The 24,252-nt window shown below is 37.1% G+C and carries 27 protein-coding genes; 17 read left to right on the top strand and 10 right to left on the bottom strand.

Annotated elements, in window-relative coordinates:
* Positions 1-46 precede the first annotated feature (46 nt).
* Genes cydP through I7H67_RS10620 form a run of 5 tightly spaced genes read left to right on the top strand, consistent with a single transcriptional unit; the run spans position 47 to position 3,381 of the window.
* A complete protein-coding gene (gene cydP / locus I7H67_RS10640) occupies positions 47-241 on the top strand; it encodes a cytochrome oxidase putative small subunit CydP (protein WP_005306157.1) in 195 nt (64 codons plus the stop codon).
* A complete protein-coding gene (locus I7H67_RS10635) occupies positions 241-1,827 on the top strand; it encodes a cytochrome ubiquinol oxidase subunit I (protein ID WP_198307807.1) in 1,587 nt (528 codons plus the stop codon). The genes cydP and I7H67_RS10635 overlap by 1 nt, the downstream gene beginning before the upstream one ends.
* On the top strand, positions 1,824-2,969 hold the full coding sequence (cydB, locus tag I7H67_RS10630) for a cytochrome d ubiquinol oxidase subunit II (RefSeq protein ID WP_111854106.1): 1,146 nt from the start codon (positions 1,824-1,826) through the stop codon (positions 2,967-2,969). The genes I7H67_RS10635 and cydB overlap by 4 nt, the downstream gene beginning before the upstream one ends.
* Positions 2,970-2,979: 10 nt before the next feature.
* Entirely contained in the window at positions 2,980-3,081 is a 102-nt protein-coding gene (cydX, locus tag I7H67_RS10625) for a cytochrome bd-I oxidase subunit CydX (RefSeq protein ID WP_000270276.1), read from the top strand.
* A complete protein-coding gene (locus I7H67_RS10620; protein ID WP_004791954.1) occupies positions 3,082-3,381 on the top strand; it encodes a cyd operon YbgE family protein in 300 nt (99 codons plus the stop codon).
* Between the two features lie 12 nt (positions 3,382-3,393).
* On the opposite strand, the gene I7H67_RS10615 is transcribed toward I7H67_RS10620, so the two are convergent.
* The 6 genes from I7H67_RS10615 to I7H67_RS10590 form a co-directional block, all read right to left on the bottom strand.
* Positions 3,394-3,918: a GNAT family N-acetyltransferase gene (locus I7H67_RS10615; protein WP_198307806.1), complete on the bottom strand. Its 525-nt coding sequence runs from the start codon at positions 3,916-3,918 to the stop codon at positions 3,394-3,396.
* A 78-nt stretch (positions 3,919-3,996) separates the two neighbouring features.
* Positions 3,997-4,668, bottom strand: a complete 672-nt coding sequence (locus I7H67_RS10610) for a DUF2057 domain-containing protein (RefSeq protein ID WP_198307805.1) — start codon at positions 4,666-4,668, stop codon at positions 3,997-3,999.
* Between the two features lie 220 nt (positions 4,669-4,888).
* Positions 4,889-5,485: a nitroreductase family protein gene (locus tag I7H67_RS10605; protein WP_009392698.1), complete on the bottom strand. Its 597-nt coding sequence runs from the start codon at positions 5,483-5,485 to the stop codon at positions 4,889-4,891.
* 188 nt (positions 5,486-5,673) lie between these two features.
* The gene (ftsY, locus tag I7H67_RS10600) at positions 5,674-6,786 is read right to left on the bottom strand and encodes a signal recognition particle-docking protein FtsY (protein WP_013197637.1); all 1,113 of its coding nucleotides are present in this window, start codon (positions 6,784-6,786) and stop codon (positions 5,674-5,676) included.
* Between the two features lie 120 nt (positions 6,787-6,906).
* Positions 6,907-7,233 carry a hypothetical protein gene (locus I7H67_RS10595; RefSeq protein ID WP_004791944.1) on the bottom strand — a complete coding sequence of 109 codons (327 nt, stop codon included), beginning with the start codon at positions 7,231-7,233 and terminating at the stop codon, positions 6,907-6,909.
* A 104-nt stretch (positions 7,234-7,337) separates the two neighbouring features.
* On the bottom strand, positions 7,338-7,697 hold the full coding sequence (locus I7H67_RS10590) for a hypothetical protein (protein ID WP_004791942.1): 360 nt from the start codon (positions 7,695-7,697) through the stop codon (positions 7,338-7,340).
* 216 nt (positions 7,698-7,913) lie between these two features.
* On the opposite strand from I7H67_RS10590, the gene I7H67_RS10585 reads away from it, so the two are divergent.
* From I7H67_RS10585 to I7H67_RS10575, 3 genes are all read left to right on the top strand, one after another.
* Entirely contained in the window at positions 7,914-8,147 is a 234-nt protein-coding gene (locus I7H67_RS10585) for a hypothetical protein (RefSeq protein WP_002121063.1), read from the top strand.
* Between the two features lie 418 nt (positions 8,148-8,565).
* A complete protein-coding gene (locus I7H67_RS10580; protein WP_004791939.1) occupies positions 8,566-8,940 on the top strand; it encodes a DUF2750 domain-containing protein in 375 nt (124 codons plus the stop codon).
* 144 nt (positions 8,941-9,084) lie between these two features.
* Positions 9,085-9,516, top strand: coding sequence for a CBS domain-containing protein (locus tag I7H67_RS10575; protein ID WP_004791938.1), 432 nt, complete (start codon positions 9,085-9,087; stop codon positions 9,514-9,516).
* Positions 9,517-9,568: 52 nt separating this feature from the next.
* On the opposite strand, the gene I7H67_RS10570 is transcribed toward I7H67_RS10575, so the two are convergent.
* Entirely contained in the window at positions 9,569-10,777 is a 1,209-nt protein-coding gene (locus I7H67_RS10570) for an aspartate aminotransferase family protein (RefSeq protein ID WP_198307804.1), read from the bottom strand.
* Between the two features lie 227 nt (positions 10,778-11,004).
* Here I7H67_RS10570 and grxD point away from each other — a divergent pair, with 227 nt between their 5' ends.
* Positions 11,005-11,346, top strand: coding sequence for a Grx4 family monothiol glutaredoxin (gene grxD, locus I7H67_RS10565; protein WP_004643080.1), 342 nt, complete (start codon positions 11,005-11,007; stop codon positions 11,344-11,346).
* A 47-nt stretch (positions 11,347-11,393) separates the two neighbouring features.
* Here grxD and I7H67_RS10560 read toward each other — a convergent pair whose 3' ends face one another.
* The gene (locus tag I7H67_RS10560; RefSeq protein ID WP_198307803.1) at positions 11,394-11,717 is read right to left on the bottom strand and encodes a hypothetical protein; all 324 of its coding nucleotides are present in this window, start codon (positions 11,715-11,717) and stop codon (positions 11,394-11,396) included.
* A 244-nt stretch (positions 11,718-11,961) separates the two neighbouring features.
* On the opposite strand from I7H67_RS10560, the gene I7H67_RS10555 reads away from it, so the two are divergent.
* Positions 11,962-12,861 (top strand): LysR family transcriptional regulator, encoded by a 900-nt coding sequence (locus tag I7H67_RS10555; RefSeq protein WP_192453955.1) that lies wholly within the window; start codon positions 11,962-11,964, stop codon positions 12,859-12,861.
* 42 nt (positions 12,862-12,903) lie between these two features.
* Here the strand turns inward: I7H67_RS10555 and map are convergent, their stop codons facing one another.
* Positions 12,904-13,698 carry a type I methionyl aminopeptidase gene (gene map, locus I7H67_RS10550; RefSeq protein WP_198307802.1) on the bottom strand — a complete coding sequence of 265 codons (795 nt, stop codon included), beginning with the start codon at positions 13,696-13,698 and terminating at the stop codon, positions 12,904-12,906.
* A 354-nt stretch (positions 13,699-14,052) separates the two neighbouring features.
* Between map and brnQ the strand changes: the two genes are divergently transcribed.
* The 3 genes from brnQ (at position 14,053) to I7H67_RS10535 (ending at position 16,486) form a co-directional block, all read left to right on the top strand.
* Positions 14,053-15,354 (top strand): branched-chain amino acid transport system II carrier protein, encoded by a 1,302-nt coding sequence (gene brnQ / locus I7H67_RS10545; RefSeq protein WP_049836864.1) that lies wholly within the window; start codon positions 14,053-14,055, stop codon positions 15,352-15,354.
* Between the two features lie 190 nt (positions 15,355-15,544).
* Positions 15,545-15,958, top strand: a complete 414-nt coding sequence (locus I7H67_RS10540) for a GlcG/HbpS family heme-binding protein (protein WP_005306202.1) — start codon at positions 15,545-15,547, stop codon at positions 15,956-15,958.
* A gap of 273 nt (positions 15,959-16,231) precedes the next feature.
* Positions 16,232-16,486: a hypothetical protein gene (locus I7H67_RS10535; protein WP_004791919.1), complete on the top strand. Its 255-nt coding sequence runs from the start codon at positions 16,232-16,234 to the stop codon at positions 16,484-16,486.
* A gap of 25 nt (positions 16,487-16,511) precedes the next feature.
* Here the strand turns inward: I7H67_RS10535 and I7H67_RS10530 are convergent, their stop codons facing one another.
* Positions 16,512-16,967 carry a hypothetical protein gene (locus I7H67_RS10530; protein ID WP_198307801.1) on the bottom strand — a complete coding sequence of 152 codons (456 nt, stop codon included), beginning with the start codon at positions 16,965-16,967 and terminating at the stop codon, positions 16,512-16,514.
* Positions 16,968-17,108: 141 nt separating this feature from the next.
* Between I7H67_RS10530 and I7H67_RS10525 the strand changes: the two genes are divergently transcribed.
* The 4 genes from I7H67_RS10525 (at position 17,109) to I7H67_RS10510 (ending at position 23,811) form a co-directional block, all read left to right on the top strand.
* Positions 17,109-17,966: an alpha/beta fold hydrolase gene (locus I7H67_RS10525; protein ID WP_198307800.1), complete on the top strand. Its 858-nt coding sequence runs from the start codon at positions 17,109-17,111 to the stop codon at positions 17,964-17,966.
* A gap of 321 nt (positions 17,967-18,287) precedes the next feature.
* Positions 18,288-21,143: a phosphoenolpyruvate--protein phosphotransferase gene (gene ptsP / locus I7H67_RS10520; protein ID WP_198307799.1), complete on the top strand. Its 2,856-nt coding sequence runs from the start codon at positions 18,288-18,290 to the stop codon at positions 21,141-21,143.
* Positions 21,144-21,158: 15 nt separating this feature from the next.
* Positions 21,159-22,106 (top strand): 1-phosphofructokinase, encoded by a 948-nt coding sequence (gene pfkB / locus I7H67_RS10515; protein ID WP_198307798.1) that lies wholly within the window; start codon positions 21,159-21,161, stop codon positions 22,104-22,106.
* Positions 22,093-23,811, top strand: coding sequence for a fructose-specific PTS transporter subunit EIIC (locus I7H67_RS10510; protein ID WP_198307797.1), 1,719 nt, complete (start codon positions 22,093-22,095; stop codon positions 23,809-23,811). The genes pfkB and I7H67_RS10510 overlap by 14 nt, the downstream gene beginning before the upstream one ends.
* Positions 23,812-24,252: the final 441 nt, after the last annotated feature.

The raw sequence follows: 24,252 nt of genomic DNA, 5'->3' as shown, positions 1-24,252 counted from the left end.
TATGTTTTGATTAATAATAAAATTATTATCAAATGAGGTTTAATATATGAGCCTTTATTTTAAAAATCTTAACAGTCGCTTAATTAAAGAAATCACTATTATTCTAATAATAAAAATAGTGCTTCTTTTAACGATTAAACATATTTGGTTTGATGCTCCCACCATCCCCAAAAATTTCGACAATCAGGTCGCTGAGCATATTGCTGGCGATAACATTTCCAACATTAAGGAGACACGTTGATGATTTCTGAAAGCGTGGTTGATCTTTCGCGGTTTCAATTTGCAATGACCGCAATGTATCACTTTCTTTTCGTCCCTTTAACTTTAGGTTTGGCATTTATCCTTGCCATCATGGAAACCACTTATGTCATTTCTGGTAAAGAAATTTACAAAGACATGACCAAATTTTGGGGAAAATTATTTGGTATTAACTTTGCTTTAGGGGTTACGACTGGCTTAACAATGGAGTTCCAGTTTGGAACAAACTGGGCTTATTACTCACACTATGTAGGTGATATTTTCGGTGCACCATTAGCAATTGAAGGCCTAATGGCGTTCTTCCTTGAATCGACATTTATAGGTCTATTTTTCTTTGGATGGGACCGGTTAACGAAGGTTCAGCATCTAGGCGTAACATGGTTAGTCGCTCTAGGTTCTAACATGTCAGCACTCTGGATTTTAGTGGCGAATGGTTGGATGCAAAACCCCGTCGGTGCTGCATTTAACTTTGAAACGATGCGTATGGAACTAGTTGACTTCGGCGCGCTTATCTTTAACCCTGTAGCTCAGGTTAAATTCGTCCATACTGTATCTGCGGGTTATGTAACTGGTGCAATTTTTGTACTTGCTATCTCAAGCTACTACTTGCTTAAAAAACGTGATCTACCTTTTGCACGTCGCTCATTTGCAATTGCTGCAATTTTCGGTCTTGCATCTACACTTTCAGTGATTTTGTTAGGGGATGAATCTGGCTATGAGCTAGGTGATGTTCAAAAAACTAAACTCGCTGCGATTGAAGCCGAATGGGATACTCACCCTGCTCCGGCTCCATTTACCTTGTTTGGCGTACCCAATCATGAAGAAATGCGCACAGATTATGCAGTTAAAATTCCATATGCATTAGGTTTAATTGCAACTCGCTCAACAACCAAAGAAGTTACTGGTCTTAAAGACCTCATGCAACAACATGAAGTTCGTATTCGTAACGGTATGCTTGCCTATGCTGAACTTGAAAAATTACGTGCAGGAGATCGCTCACCAGAGTTATTGGCTTCTTTTGAGAAAAATCAAAAAGATCTAGGTTATGGCCTACTTCTTAAGAAATATGCACCAAATGTAATTGATGCAAGCGAGCAAAATATTAAAGCTGCTGTAAAAGATACTGTTCCAAATGTTACAGCGCTATTTTTCTCTTTCCGCGCAATGGTTGCCTCTGGCTTCTTAATGCTATTACTTTTCATTTTAGCGACTTGGGCTGTAGCAAAAAGAAATGCTGAAAATAAACCTTGGCTACTTAAATATGCATTGTTTGCACTGCCACTTCCTTGGATTGCTGCACAAACTGGCTGGTATGTAGCTGAAGGCGGTCGTCAACCATGGTCAATTGGTGAAATCCTACCAACCCACCTCTCTACTTCTAGCTTAAGTACTGGTGATGTATGGGGTTCGATTCTTGCCTTAGCAGCGTTCTATACAGCTCTTTTAATTATTGAAATGTATTTAATGATCAAATTTGCTCGTTTAGGGCCAAGTTCTCTGCACACTGGCAAATATCATTTTGAAAAGCAAGAACCGAAAACAGCTGTTAATGAGGAGGCCTTATCATGATTGAATATGAATTATTAAAAATCATTTGGTGGGTGTTAGTTGGCGTACTACTGATCGGCTTTGCTCTGACTGATGGCTTCGATATGGGTTCTATGGCTCTCATGCCTTTCGTTGGAAAAACTGATAGCGAACGCCGTGCTGCAATCAACACGATTGCGCCACACTGGGATGGTAATCAGGTCTGGTTTATTACGGCAGGCGGTGCACTATTTGCTGCTTGGCCAATGGTCTATTCAGTTGCCTTCTCTGGCATGTACTGGGCACTGTTGTTAGTTTTATTCGCCCTTTTCCTAAGACCAGTCGGCTTCGATTATCGCTCTAAACTAGATAATACCAAGTGGCGTAATTCTTGGGATTGGGGCCTGTGCATTGGTGGCGCCGTTCCAGCCCTTGTATTTGGTGTAGCATTCGGCAACTTATTTCTAGGACTACCATTCGGGTTAGACGACACTTTACGCTCTGAATATACTGGCAGTTTTTTTGCTCTTCTCAACCCATTTGCCCTAGTTTGTGGTGTTGTGAGTTTATCTATGCTTTGTGCACATGGTGGTGCATGGCTCATGTTGCGTACAGATGAAGCTTTAAAACAACGCTCTGCCAAAGCTACTCAAATTATGGCAATTATATTTTTAATTTGTTTCCTTGTGATTGGAGCATGGCTCTATTTCGGGCAAGTGCCAGGTTATAGCTATGCTGTTGCCATAGATCCAAATGCTGCACTCAACCCTTTAGCTAAAGAAGTGGTGACTAATAGCAATCCTGGCTGGATGAATAATTACAGCACCTATCCAGTGACTAAAGTTGCTCCAGTTCTTGCAATATTAGGCGCCATCATTGCAATTTTTGCATCTTCAAAAGCAAAAGCGGGCTTAAGTTTTACTGGTACAAGTTTAATGATTGTAGGAGCAATTTTAACTGCTGGTTTTGCCCTATTCCCATTTCTACTTCCATCTAGTATCAACCCTAACTCTAGCTTGACGATGTGGGATGCTGTATCAAGTCACCTTACGTTAGGCGTTATGACTGTTGCAGCCTGCATTTTTGTTCCTCTTATTTTGATCTACACCAGTTGGTCTTATTACAAAATGTGGGGAGTCATTACCAACAAACACATCGAGTCAAACTCTCATAGCTTGTATTAAGGAGAACACAATGTGGTATTTCGCATGGATCCTAGGCATTTTGATGGCATGTTTTGCGGGTGTACTCAGTGCACTTTATATCGAACATCATCAAAATTTAGATGAGGAATAAATGATGGCAAAAGCAATGACAGCATCAAATCATCGAAAAGCTCAAGCATTTGCAATGGCCCTTTCTTTTCTGTTGGCATTGCCTCTTGCTGCAATTTTGTTGGTTTACCCTTCACTCATGCTAGATGCTAACGGACATTACAATCATAGCCAGCTTATGCTGGTGATGATTGGTATTTCTGGTGGTTTTATTTATGGAGTGGGTTTCGTACCCAACTTCTGGCTATGGAAATGGCTATTTAGCCCATGGGTCGCTTGGCCTCTCATGCTTTTAGGCTATTACATCTGGTTTCTAACCTAAATCAAAAAGACCTCAAATGAGGTCTTTTTTCATTTCAATCAACTTAATAGGCACCCTTGGCACGCCTACATTTGCCTCAACTGGATATGGTTGTTCATTACCCGTTTTCACATATCCACGTCGTTCATAATAAGCTATCAATTCAGAACGGACATCGAGCACATACATTACGGCGTTAGTCAGATGTGGATCTTCTTTCAATGCATATTGCTCTGCATATTCTAAAACAGACCGACCTACTCTCATATTTTGAACTTGAGGATCCGTACAGAATGTTCCAATCTCAACCTGACTATTTTCAAATGTGAGCCCAACACAAGCAACAATTTTAGAAAATTCATTTTCCGCTACCAATAATGTTGAATTCCTAAGTTGTAGTTGTTCTTCTAATTGATGCTCTGTAATACGTAGTCCTTTTACCCACTCTAGCTCTGTTGTCCAACTTCGACCCTGCTGTTCCCGATAAGACTTATTAATTAAACCTACAAGTTGTGGAATATCGGCAAATGAAGATAAACGAAATTTTAAATTATTCATAAGGTATGCTTAGGCTATTTATAAAAATTCTAAAAATAAAGCCGATATTAAATCGGCTTTATTTTAAATAGCAATTAATTAATTTGATTGTTCAGCTAACCATGCCATAAATTTTTGACGCTCAGCTTTAGATGCTTTCTGCCAAGTTTCAACTAAACGTTGATCATTCGTTTGTGCTCCACCTGTTGCTGCCATAGACGTTGCAGTTGGCACAACAACTTGAGCAGAAGTAGGTTTAGCCGATGCATACACTGCCTCAGGCTGTGGCTTAGATGATCTAGTTGTAAAGTCAGTTACTTTACCCAACAAGCCAGTTGCAAACCATGGTTTTGCTTCATTGTTTGCGCCCGTTTGTTTCACAATTAATTCATTATTTGCACTGTATAAAGCAACTGTTGGTTGTTCAGCATATTTTTTCGCATTTTCATAATCTTTAGGTACATCTACCATCGAAAGCTTATAAGTTTTCCCATCTTGCAATGCAGGCGTTTGAATTGTGACTACACCAGATTTAACAATGTCATGCTCACCATTTAAATGTTCAAAATATTCTTGATAGCGCACGCTTAAGCTAGTTTCACCCGCATCAACTTTATAATTATTTTTAGATGAACGAAATAACCCAGAATTGACTTCTTGACCATTCACAGCAAGGATTACAATTTCCTCTGGCGCTGTAATTGTAACTGCTGAAAATACCGAACTACTGAGTAATAAACCAATTGCAGCAACACTTAATCTTAAAGTCATCTGTCTCTTTCTCTATATTTGATAAGCTATGAAATCATGAGCAATATGCAATATGATTGTGACTATTTTATGACAGTGCAATGACCCGCTAATTTTTCGAGTTATTATTATTAAATATACATTTGAATTTTATCAATTTGTGTTGATTTAACCTTTTTATTAATTCCAAAAACACATAAAAAAAAGAGTACCTATTTAGGTACTCTTTTTTAACTTTCAATTAGTTGAAAGTTTTGAAACGATCAGCATCATTAATAAATGCTTTTTCGCCTGCTGGTGCTTCAACCGAACCAAATACTAATTGAGCACGTAGTTTCCAAGTTGCAGGAACATCAAAAGCTTCAGCAGCTTCAGCATCAACAATCGGGTTATAGTGCTGTAAAGATGCACCTAAACCAAGCTCTGAAAGCGCAGTCCAAGTTGCAAATTGAGCAATTGCACTTGAATGTTCAGACCATACTGGGAAGTTATCTGCATATAATTCGAATTGCTCTTGTAAGCTTTTAACAACAGCTTGGTCTTCATAAAATAAAACCGTGCCAACACCAGCTACAAAGCTATCAATTTTTGTGTTTGTACCAGCAAAAGCTTCAGCAGGAACAATTTTACGTAATGCTTCACGAACCAAATTCCAGAATTTAGCATGTGATTCACCATATAGTGTCACCACACGTGAAGACTGCGAGTTAAAAGCTGAAGGACTATGTTTAACCGCTTCACGAATAGTTTCTTCGATTTTAGTGCGATCTAATGCAACATTTTTACCAATTGCATAAATAGTACGACGATTTTTAATTTTATCTAAGAAAGTAGACATTTTGTTATTTCCTACCTATTGATTGACCAAGGGCCGTTGTTTGGGAATGAATACAGTGTATTAAAGTCATTTTTCATAATCAGCATTAAAAATATGACAGTTCGTTTTATTTTCGCAACAATAAAAAAAGATATACATATAAAAAAAGCTTCACGTTTTAGTGAAGCTTTTGAATGCTAACAACCGTTTTACTTATCAGTTTCAAACAGCGCCGCAACAAATGATTTAGCCGAGAATGGTCTTAAATCATCAATTTTTTCACCAACACCAATAAAACGAATTGGCACATGGGTACGACTTGCAATATTAAAGAGCACGCCACCTTTCGCAGTCCCATCCAGCTTGGTAATGGTAATACCAGTTAAACCTACAGCTTGGTCAAACTCTTGCACTTGGTTAATCGCGTTTTGCCCTGTCCCCGCATCTACTACCAACATAATTTCATGAGGTGCAGTTGCATCAATTTTTTGCATCACACGTTTAACTTTTTTGAGTTCTTCCATCAAGTTACTCTTATTATGTAAACGACCTGCCGTATCTGCGATTAATACGTCAATTCCTTTAGCACGAGCACTTTCAAAAGCATCAAAAATAACAGAAGCACTATCAGCTCCGTGACCTTGAGCTACCACAGAGATATCATTACGTTCACCCCAGATCTGTAATTGTTCTGTCGCTGCAGCACGGAACGTATCCCCAGCAGCCAACATCACTTTTTTACCTTCACCTTGTAAACGTTTCGCTAATTTACCAATCGTTGTGGTTTTACCAACACCATTTACCCCAACCATTAAAATCACATAAGGTGATTTGTTAGGATCAATATGCAAAGGTTTAACACGTGGGGCCAACAAAGCAACCAACTCTTCTTGCAACGCTTTATATAGAGAGTGGGAATAGATCAAATCACCACGAGCTGTACGCTCTGTTAAATTGGTAATAATCGTTTTAGTAGCTTCAACACCGATATCTGCAACTAATAATTGCTCTTCGACTTCTTCGAGTAACTCATCGTCAATTTCTTTTCCGCCAATCAAGATATTGACCATACCATCAGCGAAATTACGACGAGTTTTGGTTAAACCCTCTTTCATTCGGCCAAAAAAACCAGTTTTTGGTTGTTCAACCGCAGCTTCTGTAGAAGCTAATTCAACTTTGGCTGCTTCAATATTTTCTTGCGATTTAACAGGAGATTCAACGATGGGAACATCGATAGCAGGTAAATTAGGTAATGTGACATCGTCATCACCGATCTCAGCATCTATCAAGAATTTATTTTGCATATTCGATTGTTGCTCCATGCGGATTCCTTGAAAAGCAGCGCGTTTAAAAAGATAAAGTTTAGCATAAATTCAAAATTTTGCCTGCCACAATAGTGCTCAAAAAGCTTTGGAAACCAAGATTTAGCCTGATTAACCCATTTACTGAGTATCTTCCTGAGCGAGTGCTGGATATTGCTTAATATGAGCACCTTCAAATTGGTAAGCATGCATTAACTTCAAATACTCAGCTCGATGAATTTCTGACTGAGCTATAAGCAACTCAGCCATGTCTTGAGTTCTTGGATAAGTAGCCTGATGAGAAAGTTGTATAATTCGTTGATATTGATCCGGACTAATAGGCCGAAGTAATGCTAAATATGACAGCACAAAAATACAGCCAATGACAATAACCACAAATAGGTTAAAACATTGATCAACTTTTAACTCAGACTTTAATTTAAGAAAATTTTGTTTGAATATGAGCATGACCTACCTCGAATTAGTGTAGTGTAGGGTTCAATACTCATAAGTACAAGATCAAACATCCAGTAAGGTTAATAATCATACCTTACTGGATAGTATGAGTATGCTTAACTTATTAGTGAACGAATGACGGAAAAGTATAAAATTGCCGCAATAATCACCAAGACTAGAAACATAGCAAAAATACTTAACCCTTCTTCTGCATCTGCTGGATGCAATTCGTCTTCATCAGCAATTTTTCGAAGTTCCCCATCATAAACTTGATAAAACCAGTTTTTTTGGGCAGGTTCCAAATGACCAGCAAAATCAAACACCCTTTTACGCTGTGCTAGACAGTAATCCCCTAAATGGATTTCCTCATGAAAAATAGCTTCATCTAATAATTTACGGTGATAATGGGCCAGTTCTATGATTTGTTCCTCTTTAGGAGGCGTGTCAAAAACAAAGCCGTCGATTGTATTTGTCATATTTTATTCTCCTTGTCTTTTATTCTCATATTGATTTTAATCAAAATTATTTGTGAATAATGTTTAATCATGTATCCTAATAGTGAACTAAACGAAATGACAAATAGTTGACAAATCCATCAATTTGTAATATTAGTTTAATAATTCTAAGTTAAATTAATTTAAAGGCACTAGCCTTTAGAAAAAAGTAATCATAATTACAATAAGGAGTTTTCTATGATTCAACGTATCTCTCATCATGATTTAGAACATGTATATGCAACTGCAGTAAACACAATTCACTCTCAAATGAATTTCCAAGATGCGGTTGCACAGTTAGAAGAAGTTGCTCGCGCTGGGCATGGTAAAGCCGCTCTATTCTTAGCAGAATTGTATTATCAAGGTTTCCGTGTTGAACGTGACTCACTTAAAGCACAATATTGGCAAAAGTTAGCCACAATGCAAGCATAAAGAGACGTCACTTAGGTGGCGTTTTTTGTACCCGTAAAAACCCAAAGTTATCAACTTATCTAAAGCCTTACTTCGCCACTTCAGTCATGGCTCAGGTGGCGTTTTTTTTATGTCTGTAAAAATTTGATATAAACCAATTTATCCCTTATCTTTTCTTGCGCTTCGCCAAAGCTTTAGTCGCTTTGTCTTGCTCAGGTGGCGTTTTTTTATATCCGTAAAAACATTCTATAAATATAATTTGCTACGCACTTCTTTTCTTTTGTCTAACGCTAATGTCAAAGTCCTAATCTTTTTGACGTTTTTAAGTGGCATTTTTATAGCTGGGAATATTTGTTTACGATTTGATACCTGTTTAAACTGAAATGTCATCTGATTTTTCTATAATAAGCAAGATAAGTTAAGAACCATTAAATTGACAATGAATAGTTTAAGCAATCTGCAACCGGTTTCAAAAGACTTGATGATTAAAATTTATATTTTAAGAACCATGATGTATTGCGGAGTTCTCTGGGGATTATTTCATCAGGGTTGGGCAATTAAATCAGATCAAGAAGACTTTATTTTTCCTTTTTGGCTCAATGGATTGCAAGCTCACCGCTACGCTAAAGAACATTGGCCACATTACAAACCGAGAAGAATTACTCCTAAAGATTTTCACGAGTCGTTATTACCAACCTTAACTCGACTCAACGTTACACCAGCTTTGTTTAATTCTTCTCATCGTAAATTGAAATTATCTACACAACAAATGCAACATTTCTTTTTTAAACATCCGCACTGGCAAGGAGCCTAAAGTTTTCTTTAGGTTCTTAATCTCTATTAGAATGCTTTTTGAACGCTTGAGTGTAAAACTTGTATTTGAATGACTATGAAGTATTTGCATTTTTATAAAATCAAGCTAATTTAAAACAAAATGATAAAACACAGGACAGAAGAAATGACAATCGTTGCACAAGTAATCAAAAACAAATCAGAGCAAGATATTTTTACAATTTCTCCTGAAGCCACTGTCCTTGAAGCAATTAAGATCATGGCTGATAAAGGAATTGGTGCGTTAGTGGTAGCTGAAGGTGAAAAAGTTGTCGGAATTTTATCTGAACGTGACTACACGCGAAAAGTGACACTGATGGAACGTTCTTCATACAGCACTACAGTTGCTGAAATTATGACATCTAAGGTGCTTACAGTAAGTCTAAACAACACAGTTGAAGAGTGTTTACAGCTTATGACAGATCGCCACTTACGTCACTTACCTGTATTAGACAATGAAAAATTAGTTGGTTTTATCTCTATTGGTGACTTGGTAAAAGCAGCAATGGAAGACCAGAAAAATTTAATTGAACAGTTAAAGCAGTATATCTCTGGTTAATTATTCGAAATAAAAAAATGGGCATATAAATGCCCATTTTTAATACTGAAACTTAAAGATAATTATCAATCAAAGCGACTAAACGCTCTAATAAGTCATCAGCCTGTGCTTGAGTCATATTAATAGGCGGTAACAAGCGAACCACAGAACCTGCTGTAACGTTGATAATAAGCTTGTGTTGATCACGAGCAATGGCAACGAGTTCAGCACAGTCTTTAGGTAATTGAATACCTATCATCATCCCAAAACCACGCACCTGAACATTCTTGTCAGCTAACTGTGTGCGAAGTTGATCCACAATATAGCGTCCCACTACTGCCGCATTTTCTACAGCATTTTCTTTTTGAATTGTGTCAATTACTGTATAAACCACACGAGAACCTAATACAGTACCGCCATAGGTAGAACCATGACTACCAGGTCCCAATAAACCAACAGCTTTACCTTGTGTCATTACAGCACCTACTGGAAAACCATTTCCAAGTCCTTTCGCAGTCGTCAAGACATCAGGCACAATGTTGGTATGCTGATATGCAAAATATTTACCAGTACGGCCATTACCTGTTTGAATTTCATCCAACATCATTAGCCAGTTGTGCTGATTACAAATATTACGGACTTCTTCAAGATAGCTAAAGCCTTGAGGAGCAGTATTAATACCACCCTCACCTTGAATTGGTTCAATCAAAATTGCAACGATATCTGGATGCTGCAATGCAGCTTCTTGAATTGCTTCTACATCACCAAATGGCACACGAATAAAATCATTGGTTAAAGGAGCAAAACCATCTTGTACTTTCTTATTACCAGTTGCTGAAAGTGTTGCTAAAGTACGACCATGAAAAGATTGTTCTGCCACAATAATCTTTGGTAAACGTACACCTTGTTGAGTACCAAATTTACGAGCAATCTTAATCGCACCTTCATTTGACTCAGCACCACTATTTGAAAAGAAGATTTCTTCCATACCAGAAACCTCTGCAAGCTTCTGGGCAGCAGCAGTTTGCCAAGGAATTTCAAATAGATTACTTGTATGCACAAGGGTTGCAGCTTGTTCAGCAATTGCTTGTGCAATAACTGGGTGCGCATGACCTAAACCACATACAGCAATACCCGTTAAAGCATCTAGATATTCTGTACCATCTTCAGTATATAGATATGCCCCTCGGCCTCGTACAAAACTGATCGCTTGGCGACCATAAGTAGCCATTAAGTGTGATGGTTGATCAGGTTGTATTGGAGCTAGGGTAATATCAGTCATAACGAACTCTGTCTGTATGAGGTTTTTAGAAGGGTTTATATAAACAAAAACTGGCTCTGATGAAAAGTCTCATCAATCATTTATCTAAAATTTCGTCTGCTTTTCGCTATCACTTCGGTTTATACAATAAAATATTGAATATTCAATGCAACTTTAAGCATTAAGGTGGTTTGCAAAGCAACATAAACACCCCCTATAATGCTGCTAGATTAGTTGAGGATCTATTTATGACTGAACAAGCACGTGATACTGAAGCGTTAATCCGCGATCAAATTGCGAAGCATCCCGTTTTACTTTACATGAAGGGCACTCCACAGTTTCCACAATGTGGTTTCTCTGCACGTGCTGTAGAGGCGCTCAGTCAAATTGGTCGTCCATTTGCATATGTAAATATTCTGGAAAATCCTGATATTCGTGCAATCTTACCAGCAATTGCGAATTGGCCTACATTCCCGCAACTTTGGGTAAATGGCGAACTTATTGGCGGTAGCGATATTATGCTAGAAATGTTCCAAAATGGTGAATTAAAACCATTAGTTGAACAATATAGCGCTGCACCAGAAGCGTAAATAATAAAAAAGCCAATCAATAGATTGGCTTTTTTATGTTCTTAATTTTAAAGATCGCTTACCCCAACATAGCGAAACAAACCTTCCACACCTAAATCAGATTTTAAAACAATCAAATTTTCATAAGCTGTTGTAGTCAAAGCTTCAAAAATATTCATATTTGGATCTTCGTGCAACTCATCCACGCTCTGGCTCATGCACTCTTCAAATCGATCTGCAACAAATTCAAAGCCCAAGTCCATCGCAATAAATAAAGTATGTTCACATGGTTGAACATATTGCTCTTGTACCCAGTCAATTATCGCTTGTTTGCAAAATGGACACTCAATATTTGCAGAGGCATCGTTAAGTTCTATCAGTTGATAAAGCATTAGATTTGAAAAGTAGAGAAAAATATAGTGTAGAAGAAAATGATGAACACTTCTATAGACAATGTCTAAAGCTACTTAAAATGCATACGTTAAAATCACAACGTAATTACAACATAATTTCAAAAAGCCATTTCTAGCAATGAGTAATGAATTTATCCCCCACTTACAAAAAATTTAGTATAAGAATTATCGTTGCAAAAATAATAATGTAAAATCATGGTTGTTGCAGAAATAGGATATTTTAATGCTCACCGATCTTGATGATTTTTATTGTTTTGCTCTTGTTGTTGAGCATGGTGGCTTTAGTGCTGCTGAGCGTGTAACGGATATACCAAAATCAAAATTAAGTCGCCGCGTTTACAGCTTAGAAGAAAACTTAGGGGTCCGTTTAATCCAACGTAGTTCTCGTCATTTTGCTGTTACAGATATTGGGATGGATATTTATAGACATGCTCAAGTCATGATGAATGCTGCTCAAGCTGCCCATGATTTGGTTGATCATTTAAGTATTCAACCTAGAGGTGTAGTGAAGGTTAGCGTTCCTGTTGATATTGCTCAAAATCAACTTCCAAAAATCCTACCTGCTTTCTTAAAAAAATATCCAGAAATTCGTTTGCAACTGATGGTCAGTAACCGTCGAGTAGATGTGATTAATGAAGGAATTGATATTGCTTTACGTATTCGTTCAAAACTTGATGACGATCCAAGTTTAGTTCTTAGACAGTTTGCCCTTATACAACAAAGTCTATTCGCAAGTCAGGCATATTTAAATGAATTTGGAGATATAAAAAATCCTGAACAACTTAGCGAACACCGCATTTTAAGTTTATCTGAGGAACATCTTGATCAACAATTCATTTTACATGGCCCTGATAATCAGCAAAAGAAAGTCAAAGTCAGTCCTACTGTAATGGGCACAAATATTCACATGTTAGCGCAATTGGCTAGTCAAAGCTGTGGTATCGCTTTATTACCTGAGAGCGCAGCACAAGATTTCGTAAAATCTGGGCAACTCCTACCAATCTTACCCGAATGGAAAGCACCACATGGTGTATTCCATGCAGTTTATCCATCACGCCGAGGATTGCTACCTGCTGTTCGAGTATTTATTGATTATTTAGTAGAAAATCTTTCTGAGCGTTAAAATAAAAAAGTTCGATAATTTATCGAACTTTTTTTATATTTTTCAAATTGTAGGATAGCCTCCCACACCTTCAGGCCATGGGGTTAATAGTTCAAAACCAGTATCTGTTACTGCAACCATATGTTCCCATTGAGCAGATAATGAATGATCTTGAGTAATGACGGTCCACCCATCATTTAACTCTTTCACTTGCGGTCTACCTGCATTTACCATTGGCTCAATGGTAAAAACCATTCCTTTCTTTAAGACCAAACCTTGCCCACGCTGCCCATAATGCAAAACATTAGGTTGTTCATGATAGACCTTACCAATCCCATGTCCACAATATTCTCGAACAATACTATAGCCTTCTCGATGAGCAACCGACTGAATAGCATAACCAATATCACCTAATGTAGCTCCTGGCTTAACAGTGTGAATACCTGCAACCATGGCCTCATAAGTTGTATCAACTAATTTTTTTGCTTGTGGATTTACATTACCCACAAAATACATGCGGCTCGTATCACCAAAATAACCATCTTTAATAATTGCGACATCAATATTAATAATATCGCCATCTTTTAAAATTTTATTCGGCGATGGTATGCCATGGCAAACAACTTCATTGACTGAAGTACATATCGTTTTTGTAAAACCGTGATATCCCACATTAGCAGGAATAACTTTTAAATTATTTACAATATAGTCATTACAGAGGTTATCTAAATACTCAGTAGATACGCCCGGTTTTATATAGGCCTCTATCATTTCTAAAACTTGTGCAGCCAAGCGTCCAGAAACTCTTAACTTTTCCAGATCTTGTTCAGTTTTAATGGTAACAGTAGAAGCTCTCATTCAATTCTATCCTCGCAGACAAGAAACATGCCCTTCCCTACAAAAACCTAAGGTAATTCAAAATATTTTAGGATGAATATAAGTCAGACCAAAAGCCTAAAATGCTTAAATATTCGGCATTCACAATAAAAATTTATGTTTTTATTCTTACATATTTTTTATAAAAAGTCAGAACTTAAAAAGAAGTTCTTTTCTCCTTTTTATGGCTTTTCAAGTACATACTTTAACCAAACAAACGCTTATAACACTATATATGGTTTTAACCACCTGAAAAAAAGCTTTTTCACTTAAATTAGCCCTTGATCATGATTACTTTTGCTCTAAAATTCCTTCTTTTTTTATTAACTTTAATTTATGCAACATCTTCGTACTGGAGATATTATTGCCTTAGGTTTTATGACCTTTGCCCTTTTTATTGGGGCTGGCAATATTATCTTTCCTCCCATCGTTGCTCAACAAGCTGGTGAGCATGTATGGTTAGCTGCACTAGGCTTTTTAATTACGGCTGTCGGCTTACCTGTAATTACCATCATGGCACTCTCTCGTATGCAGGGTTCCATTGAAATTATTAGCTCTCCCTTAGGTCGAGTAGCAAGTCTGATTTTAACTGTTGTTTGTTATTTATCAGTCGGCCCTCTATTTGCTACCCCACGTACAGCTACTGTTTCTTATGAAATTGGTTTTTCCTCTTATTTTGGAACCTCAAGTAGTAGTCTTTTAATCTATAGCGCAATTTATTTTTCATTTGTAACTGTAGTTTCACTTTATCCAAACAAGTTATTGGATACTGTAGGACATGTACTTGCCCCGCTAAAAATTATTGCTTTAGCAATTTTAGGTATTGCAGCAGTGATGATTCCAGCAGGTTACGTACCAGCTCCGATCAATCATTACGTCACATCTCCGGTTTCAGAGGGTTTCGTAAACGGTTATCTCACTATGGATACGTTAGGTGCACTAGTATTTGGTATCGTTATTATTCAAGCGATTTACTCTCGCGGCGTTACTGATAAAAAATTAGTCACCAAATATGCAATTATTGCCAGTCTCATTTCAGGTGTTGGCCTTACTTTAGTTTATTTAAGCTTATTCAAATTAGGTTTAGGTAGCCATGAAGTAGCACCAAATGCAGCAAATGGCGCAGTAATTTTACATGCATATGTACAACATGCTTTTGGAAATATGGGTTCATTATTCTTAACTGGACTAATCTTTTTAGCATGTATGGTTACAGCAATTGGCTTAACTTGTGCGTGTGGTGAGTACTTTGCTCAGTTAACGAAATTACCATATAAGCTTTTAGTGTTTATTTTAGTTGGTTTCTCTTTCATTATTTCGAATCTTGGCCTAACTAAACTGATTGCTATTTCAGTACCTGTCTTAAGTGCAATCTATCCACCAGCAATTGTGGTGATTATGCTGAGCTTCTTCTGGAAATTTTGGCATAAGCCTTCTTTTATTGTCGGTTCAGTAACAAGTATTGCTTTAATTTTCGGTATTATCGATGGTCTTAAAGTTGCAGGCTTCAGCAATTATTTACCTGAATTCCTTCAACATTTACCATTAAATGAACAAAACTTAGCTTGGTTGATCCCATCTTTAGTTGTTCTTGCAGTTACCGTAATTATCGACAAAGTTAAATTCAAAAGCATTTAATCTAGTGACTTTTTTGAAATCGAGTTTTATCCAAACATGATTTTATATATTGAATAGAATGCTGTGTTTACCCAACCAGCATTTTATTTCCACACTAGTTTTTAATGACAAATCAACTATAGATATAATTAATTTTTACTGTAAAATTACACTAAAATAATTTTTAGCTACTCAGGAAAGAAGAGCAACAATGAAAACTAAATATTACCTAACATTAGCAGATGCAGAGTTTTTAATGGAAGAAGCTCAAAAATATGCAATTGAACACAACTTTAAAGTCAGCATTGCGATTGTTGATGAAACAAGCTCTCTATTATTCATGAAACGATTAGATGGTGCTTCTCCTCTAACTACACATCTATGCCTAGAAAAAGCAAAATGCGCTGCAATATCAGGTAGACCTTCAAAATTTTACGAAGAACTTCTAAAAAGTGGGCGTCTTGGTTTCTTAAGTATGCCTAGTGCTCAAGGGATGTTAGAAGGTGGAATACCGATTATTTATGAAGGTGAAATTTTAGGTGCTATTGGTGTATCGGGTGTTCAATCTTTTGAAGATGCAGAAATTGCTCAACATGCGATCGATAGTTTTTTTAAAAAAATATAATAGCTAAAGCAAAATCACAGGAAAGAGAAATTAATACACTTTTCATTTAAATAATTTCTCTTTTCTAAAAGAATAAGTATTTCATACAAAAATATTAAACATTTACTTTTTTAATACCTTAAACCTTTATAAATATAGAGGTTTTTATAAAACTGCTCAAAAAATTTTCTATTTGCTATTGAACTGAATCAAAAATAGCAGTACAACATTAAACTTAAAACTTATTCTTGACTAAAACATTAGGTTTTAGCGCAACCACAAGGAGGGATGGAGATGTTATCATTACATTTCAACAAACAAGTCTTCATTAACACTCTGAACAGCAAAGATTCAGTTGTTTATGGAGTAACACCGCTTGCTCTTATGCTGACTTTACTGTTTCAAGGTATGATTAAAGGAAATCTGAAACCCGAATACTTTATGTATGCGATGGTCGTTTCTTTCATATTTTGTGTGTGGGCCTTTGTCGATCATAAGATGCGAAAACTAGCTAAAAGACGTCTTAGTCAACAAAATTTGAATTCTTAAAAAATGGATGAGTAATCATCCATTTTTATACACCTATAAATAAAAAAATTGTTCCAATAACTAAAATAGCTGTAGCCAATAATTCAGTCACAATTAATCCCACCATCATTAAAGACATTATCCACGAAGGTAAATTAAATCTGCCCAACCGATGGGGAGTTTTGAATTGATTTGTCGTGTCCTGTAAACATCCATGTATGATATAAACCAATATTGAAAAGCTAAAAAAGAAAATATTCGCTAACACACACCACAAAGCAACATTTTCATTTAAAACAGTAAAATAGCTTAATACCGCAAGAATGAGACTAGCAGCCGCATATAGCAAGCTACTGCGATGAGCAATGTCAACATAATAGTGGGCACGATGTAACTCTGAACGGCGTATTTGCCAATACTTCCACACCCCTGTGAACATTCCTACCCATAAAAATATGCCACTAAACACAATTGCTAACTGTACAGCTTTCGATAAATCCATCTTTTTTCCAATTATTCGTTTTATTAAAATTTAATGAGCTGTATAGCACAAATCTTGACTTTATAGTCACATTTTAATCAAGTATCGTTTTGGAACTCATGTAAATTAAAGTCATTAATAAGCTAATCATTACGTAATATTATGGATAACACTTTTGAATCATTTTGGATGACCTGCGAAGATGGTTATCAACTTGCTGCACAATTTTATCCAACTCAATCAAAGAAATCGGTACATCCTGTTTTGATTTGTCCAGCAACAGGTATTACCAAAAACTTTTATCATTCTTTTGCTACATGGTTAAGTCAGCAAGGCTATGATGTATTAAGCTTTGATTTCCGTGGAATTGGAGATTCATTGCATGGGCCGTTAAAGCAAAGTACAGCGAGCATTAATGATTGGGGAACGCTTGATATCCCTTGCGCAATTGAAACTTTATTAGAAAAAGCCGAAGCAGAAAAAGTTACTCTTCTTGGCCATAGTGCGGGTGGGCAACTGCTAGGGATTGTGCCAAATTTTCATAAAGTCGCAAAAGTTGTTGCAGTAGCAGGTTCTACAGGCCATGTAAAAGGACTTAAAGGTAAAACAAAATTTCTAGCCCCCGTCATGTTTAACGTTATCTTTCCAATTTCGAGTACCTTAAAAGGCTATGGTGCTACTCAATTTATTGGAATGGGTGAAAACTTGCCTAAAAAAGTCGCACAACAGTGGAGAGAGTTTTGTAGTCACCCAGGCTATGTGAAAAATGCTATTGGTAAAACTATTTTTCATGACTTTCATAGTGAAATTATTTGCCCTATTACTTCTATTTGGGCAAGTGATGATGAAATTGCCACTCAACACAACGTTGCAGATTTATTAAGTTTATACCCTAATGCATCTACTAAAATGCTAGAACTGAACCCGACAAAACTCGGCTATAAATCAATTGGGCACATGTTAATGTTTAAAAAATCACATCAAAAGCTGTGGTCAGTCTTAGAGCAAGAAATTCAATAGTAATTTAAATTCTATCATTTAGTTTTTGCCTCTATGCCCGTAATCCGGTGTAGAGGTTTTTTTATTATTAGCAGTCCCCTTTTTATAAAATAACTTTATTAAATTTATAGTTACCATAAGAAACTAAAATATATTAAGCCGTGATTCCTTTGTGTTTTTAATAAGCATTATTTACGTAAATACGTCGATATAAACTTAAAGTTCTGCTATGGTAATTTGTCTGAAGCTGTTGTTTAAAAACAGGTAAACCAACCTATTTTAATACAAACAGCTTCTTTTTTCTGTTTAAGTTAAAACCTAAGAAATTGTTCAAGGATAAGTATGCTAGCACTCGAGCCTCGACATATTCATATGAATCAACATGCTGTTGATAAAAAGCATGCATTACAGTGTCTAGTAGATATATTAGTAAAAGATGGGTTAGTTACGCCTGAATATTTAACAGGACTCATCAATCGTGAACAACAAAGCGCTACCTATTTAGGCCAAGGTATTGCTATTCCACATGGTACGCCACAATCTCGTGAATTTATTTTAGAAACAGGTATTCGGTTAGCTCACTTCCCTGAAGGAATAATCTGGGATGGGGAAAACACGATTTATTTAGCTGTTGTTATTGCAGCAAAATCTGATGAACATTTACAAGTACTACAAATATTAACTAGAGCGTTAATGCAGGATGTAAGTGAACAAGTAAAAAATGCGACGCAACCTGAGCAAATTATTGAACTATTACAAGCTCAACCCCTATCCTTAACACTGCATGAAAATTTAATTCAAACTGAAATTGAATCTCAAGATATCGAAGACTTATTGTGGTCAGCCTCTCAAATTCTCAAAAAACATAATTTCGTAAAATGTGGTTTTTTAAGCTCACTTGAGCCAGATCAAGTTATCCAGTTACAAGACCAGATCTGGTCTATTTCTAGCAGTAAGTTTGTTCAACAGCCAGCAATCAGTATTGTAAAACCACGCCATGCTTTAGATGTAAATGGACAAAAACTAAATACTCTCGTCTGTATTGCTGCTAATGAGCAGTTAGATAGTCAAAGATTTAACCGACTGATTGATATTTTATTTAACCCAGAACAAGTTGCACAGCTAGATCAAACACAAGCACCAAATGAGATTGCTAAAATTATTGGTGCAGATGTTATTCCAGATTGGCCTCATCGTTCGGTTGTATTAGCCAATGCCCATGGATTACATGCTCGACCAGCGACTCATTTGGTGAACTTAACTAAAAGTTTTCAAGGTGATATTCAGGTCGCGGTGGACGATGGTAATTTTGTTTCGGCTAAAAGCTTGACGCGCCTCTTGGCTTTAGGATGTAAACGTGGCCAGACTTTACGTTTTATTGCCGAGCCAGAAACAGATGCTGTTGAAGCTTTAGATAAAGTTATTCAGGCCGTGCAAGAAGGTTTAGGAGAAGAGGTTGAACCTATTCAATCTTCAGATACCCAAGAAGCTCAATCGTCTCAAACAGTAAAATCATTGCCGAAAACATTGAGTACAAATACAGGTATTCCAGCTTCTAGTGGCCTAGCTTTTGGCCCCGTACATGTCATCAAACCCAAGATTTACCAATATGAACGTATGGGTTTAAGCGTTAAAGCAGAAAAAGAGAAACTTGATATTGCTCTTCACGCAGTTAAAAACAATATTCACCAAGTTATTGCAAAATCTGAAGTAACTGAAATTAAGCAAATTTTCCAAGCACATTTGGAAATGCTAGACGACCCAGATCTTATTAATGGTGTTTATCAAAAGATTAACTTAAACCTTTCTGCTCCCGCTGCTTGGCATGAACATATTGAAGCAGCAGCTAAAGAGCAAGCAGCCTTACCAGATCGCTTATTGGCTGAGCGTGCTACAGACTTACGTGATATTGGCGATCGGGTTTTAGCACAGCTCTGTGGTGAAGTTATTATCGAGGAACCTAAAGAGCCTTATATTTTGATCATGTACGATGTGGGCCCTAGTGATGTGGCTCGCCTTAATAAAGATCGAGTAGCAGGTATTTTGACAGCTGTAGGCGGTGCAAGTGCACATAGCGCTATTGTTGCTCGTGCGTTAGGTATTCCTGCAATTGTTGGTGCTGGTGATCAAGTACTAGATATTGAACAAAAGAGTTCTCTTTTAATTAATGGAGATACAGGAACTTTTGTATTAAACCCTAACACTCAGCAAATCGAACACGCCAAACAAGAACGAGAGCTTCAACAAAAAATTCGTGAAGAGGCTGAATGTCACAGCCAAGAACCTGCGATTACCCTAGATCAACATCAAATCGAAGTTGCTGCAAATTTAGGAAAAGTTCAAGCTACAGCTCATGCAGTTGAATGTGGCGCAGAAGCAATTGGCTTACTTAGAACAGAGCTTGTTTTTATGGCTCATAGCAGTGCTCCAAATGAAGCTACCCAAGAAGCAGATTATCGTGTTGTGCTAGATGCCCTCGCTGGTCGCCCACTTGTAGTACGTACTCTTGATGTAGGTGGTGACAAGCCTCTTCCTTACCTTCCAATTGCTGAAGAAGAAAATCCATTTTTAGGCCTAAGAGGTATCCGTTTGACATTAAGACAGCCAGAGCTGTTACGTCAACAACTTATCGCTTTGCTTAAAGCCGCAGATGATCGTCCTTTACGAATCATGTTTCCAATGATTGGCCGTGTGGAAGAATGGCGTGCTGCCAAAGCTATTCTTGATGAAGTTAAAGCTGCACATCCATGCGCTGACTTACAAGTTGGTATTATGATAGAAGTTCCTTCTGCTGCTTTACTTGCGCCTATTCTTGCTCAAGAAGTGGACTTTTTCAGTGTAGGAACAAATGACTTAACCCAATATACTTTAGCTATTGACCGCGGTCACCCTATCCTCTCGGCTGAAGCAGATGGCCTCCACCCAAGTATTTTGCAATTGATTGATCACACCGTAAAAGCTGCGCACAAACATGGTAAATGGGTGGGTATATGCGGAGAACTCGCAGCTGATCCAAAAGCTGTACCGATTCTTATGGGATTAGGCGTAGATGAGCTCAGCATGTCTCCAAATAGTATTCCTTTAGTAAAAGCCCAAATTCGTACACTTAACTACAGCCAAGCTCAAGCGCTTGCAAAACGCGCACTAGTATGTGAGAGCGCCACTGCTGTACGTCAGTTATCCGAACAAGAAATCTAAAGATTAGGAACAGTAATGGCTAAAGTTTTAACAATTACTTTAAATCCTGCAATTGATGTAACGATACAACTCAATGAGTTACAGGTTGGTGAGGTAAATCGCCAAGAATCTGTAGAGATACATGCAGCAGGCAAAGGATTAAATATTGCACAAGTTTTAAAAGATTTGGGGCATGAAGTTATTGTTTCTGGCTTTCTAGGAACAACGAACAAGCAAATTTTTGATGATCATTTTAAAGAGGCTCAATTCCAATCTGAGTTTATTTATATTGAAGGCGAGACTCGTCAAAATATAAAAATTGCTGAACATTCTGGGCGTATGACCGATTTAAATGGAAAAGGTTTCTTAGTTTCTGAACTAGATAAAAAGAACCTCTTTCAAAAAATCGAAATGATTTTGCCACAGGTAGATGTAGTTGCGATTGCCGGGAGCCTTCCACAAGATTTTAGTGTTGATGAGTTACAGCAACTTATTAAGCTCATTCAACAGCAAGGGAAAAAAGTTGCACTTGATACAAGTGGTAAAGCATTGGTCGCTGCAATTGAATGCCAACCATGGATGATTAAACCAAATACAGATGAGTTACTAGAAAGTTATCAGCTTCCTGCCACGACTTATGCTGAACAAAAAAAGCTTTTTGAAAACTTAGCTAAAATTGAGCATGTCGTTATTTCGATGGGCGAAGACGGTGTAAACTGGCTACACGACACTCACCCGCTTCATGCCAAAGCCCCTAAAGTGATCGTTAAAAGTACCGTTGGTGCAGGTGACTCTCTTTTAGCAGGCATGATTCATGGCTTAATAAATGGCTTCTCTGATGAAGAAACATTAAAAACTGCTACTGCAATCGCAAGCCATGCTGTTACACAAATTGGCTTTCGTATTCCCAATGCCGAAACGCTAAACCAGTTAAAAGCCCAAACTACAATCAATTCATTGAGTGAATCTGATGCTAACTGCTAAACATTTATTATTTGTCATTAATAGTCCGCAACAGCAAGTCAATGCTTTGATTTTAGCTCGGAAACTTGCACAAGTCGCATCCCAACAGGGTTATCCAAATAACATTATTTCGCTTGATGAATTCGAAATAAGTGAAAACTTTGACCAAGTCTTTGTTGTTGGACAACGCCCGAAAGATCTTAATAGTTTTGGTACACATCCATTATCATTCATTAGCATTGAAGAGATAAAAAATGATGCTCACACAGCTTTCCAAACTGCCTTAGATCACTTTAAGCCAGCTCAAGATTGGCTAAGTGATAATAGCTTGGCAGTAACTACTACTAAAAAGTTTGTAGCAATCACTGCGTGTCCTACGGGTGTTGCACATACTTTTATGGCTGCTGAAGCTTTACAACACGGTGCAGAAAAGCTTGGGTATGAGATTGAAGTAGAAACACAAGGTTCTGTTGGTGCAAAAAATATTTTATCAGCTCAAGCTATTGCTGAAGCGGACATTGTGATTCTTGCCACTGACATTGAAGTTAACACAGACCGTTTTGTAGGTAAGCGTGTTTATCGGTGTGGTACAGGTTTTGCTCTAAAGCAAACAGATAAAGCCTTTGCTGAAGCAATCAGTAATGCGCAAGTTTTAGAACAAGGTAAGCAACAAACATCGACAGAAAACAAAGATAAAACCGAAAAAGTTGGCGTATATAAACATCTCTTAACTGGTGTTTCTTTTATGTTGCCTATGGTGGTGGCTGGAGGTCTCTTAATTGCTCTCTCCTTATGCTTTGGTCTAAATGCTGCTGAACAAGCAGGTAGCTTACCCGCCATATTAAAACAAATTGGCGCTGCCGCATTTATGCTCATGGTCCCGATGTTATCGGGTTATATTGCCTACTCAATTGCTGATCGCCCTGGTCTTGCACCAGGTTTAATTGGAGGGTTACTCGCCTCTCAACTACAAGCAGGTTTTTTAGGCGGTATTGTTTCAGGTTTTCTTGCAGGTTATATCGCACTATTTATTGCTAAAAAACTTAAACTCCCTACAAGTTTAGAGGCACTTAAACCGATTTTAATTATTCCATTATTAGGTACATTATTTGTCGGTCTAATTATGTTCTATGTGGTTGGACAACCTGTAGCACATATTTTCGAGCTAATGAAAGACTTCTTAAATAACATGGGTACAACAAATGCTGTGTTAATGGGAATTATATTAGCCAGCATGATGTGTATCGATTTAGGCGGTCCAATCAATAAGGCAGCCTACGCTTTTACTGTCGGATTGTTGACAACAAATACATATATGCCAATGGCAGCAACAATGGCGGGCGGTATGGTCCCTGCAATTGGTATGGCTATCGCGACTTTCATTGCTAAAAATAAATTTAGTACAGGAGAGAAAGATGCTGGAAAAGCTGCTTTCGTATTAGGTTTATGTTTTATTTCAGAGGGTGCTATTCCCTTTGCAGCTAAAGATCCAATGCGTGTTATTCCAACTTGTATTTTAGGTGGCGCTGTAACTGGAGCACTTGTTGCATTATTCCATTGCGAATTAGTTACTCCTCACGGCGGCGTATTTGTTCTTTTAATTCCAAATGCAATTAACCATGCTTGGCTATATCTTGCTGCCATTGCAGCAGGTAGTATCGTTACAGGTATAAGCTATGCGATTGTTAAGAAAAAAATAGAAGAAAAAATTGTGACCACTGCATAATTAAAAAAGGGAGAATATAAATTCTCCCTTTTTTTCATTTCATATGTTTCAACAAATAAAATTCTTCAATTACCCGCTTTACGCTACTCGCATAATTTAATCTGAATAACTGTTGCTATAAGCTGTGCTAGTACTTCCTCTTCCAACTTTATTGTTAAAGTGAACCTATCTGTGATTTAGAAGATGAGTAGCTTGCAGCATGAGTAAAAACTCTTAAAAATATAATTTATAGACAAAAAAGCTAAATATATAAGGTTCCCCATTCCACCAGCTATTTAATTTTATATATAACAATCAATAAGTTAATAAATAAATCAACTTTATTTCACTAAATAATAGATGATTCATGTTAAATGTATGGTAAATTACACAAACCACGAAACAAAGTAAATTATTGATATTTATAAATATTTATTATTTAAATATCTTGATTTTTCATAA

Origin of the sequence: Acinetobacter sp. ACIN00229, assembly GCF_016106645.1 — a bacterium.
In the GTDB taxonomy this organism is placed as follows: Bacteria; Pseudomonadota; Gammaproteobacteria; order Pseudomonadales; family Moraxellaceae; genus Acinetobacter; species Acinetobacter oleivorans.
Note: the sequence above shows the minus strand (reverse complement) of the source record. Positions and strands in the feature narration are given on the sequence as shown.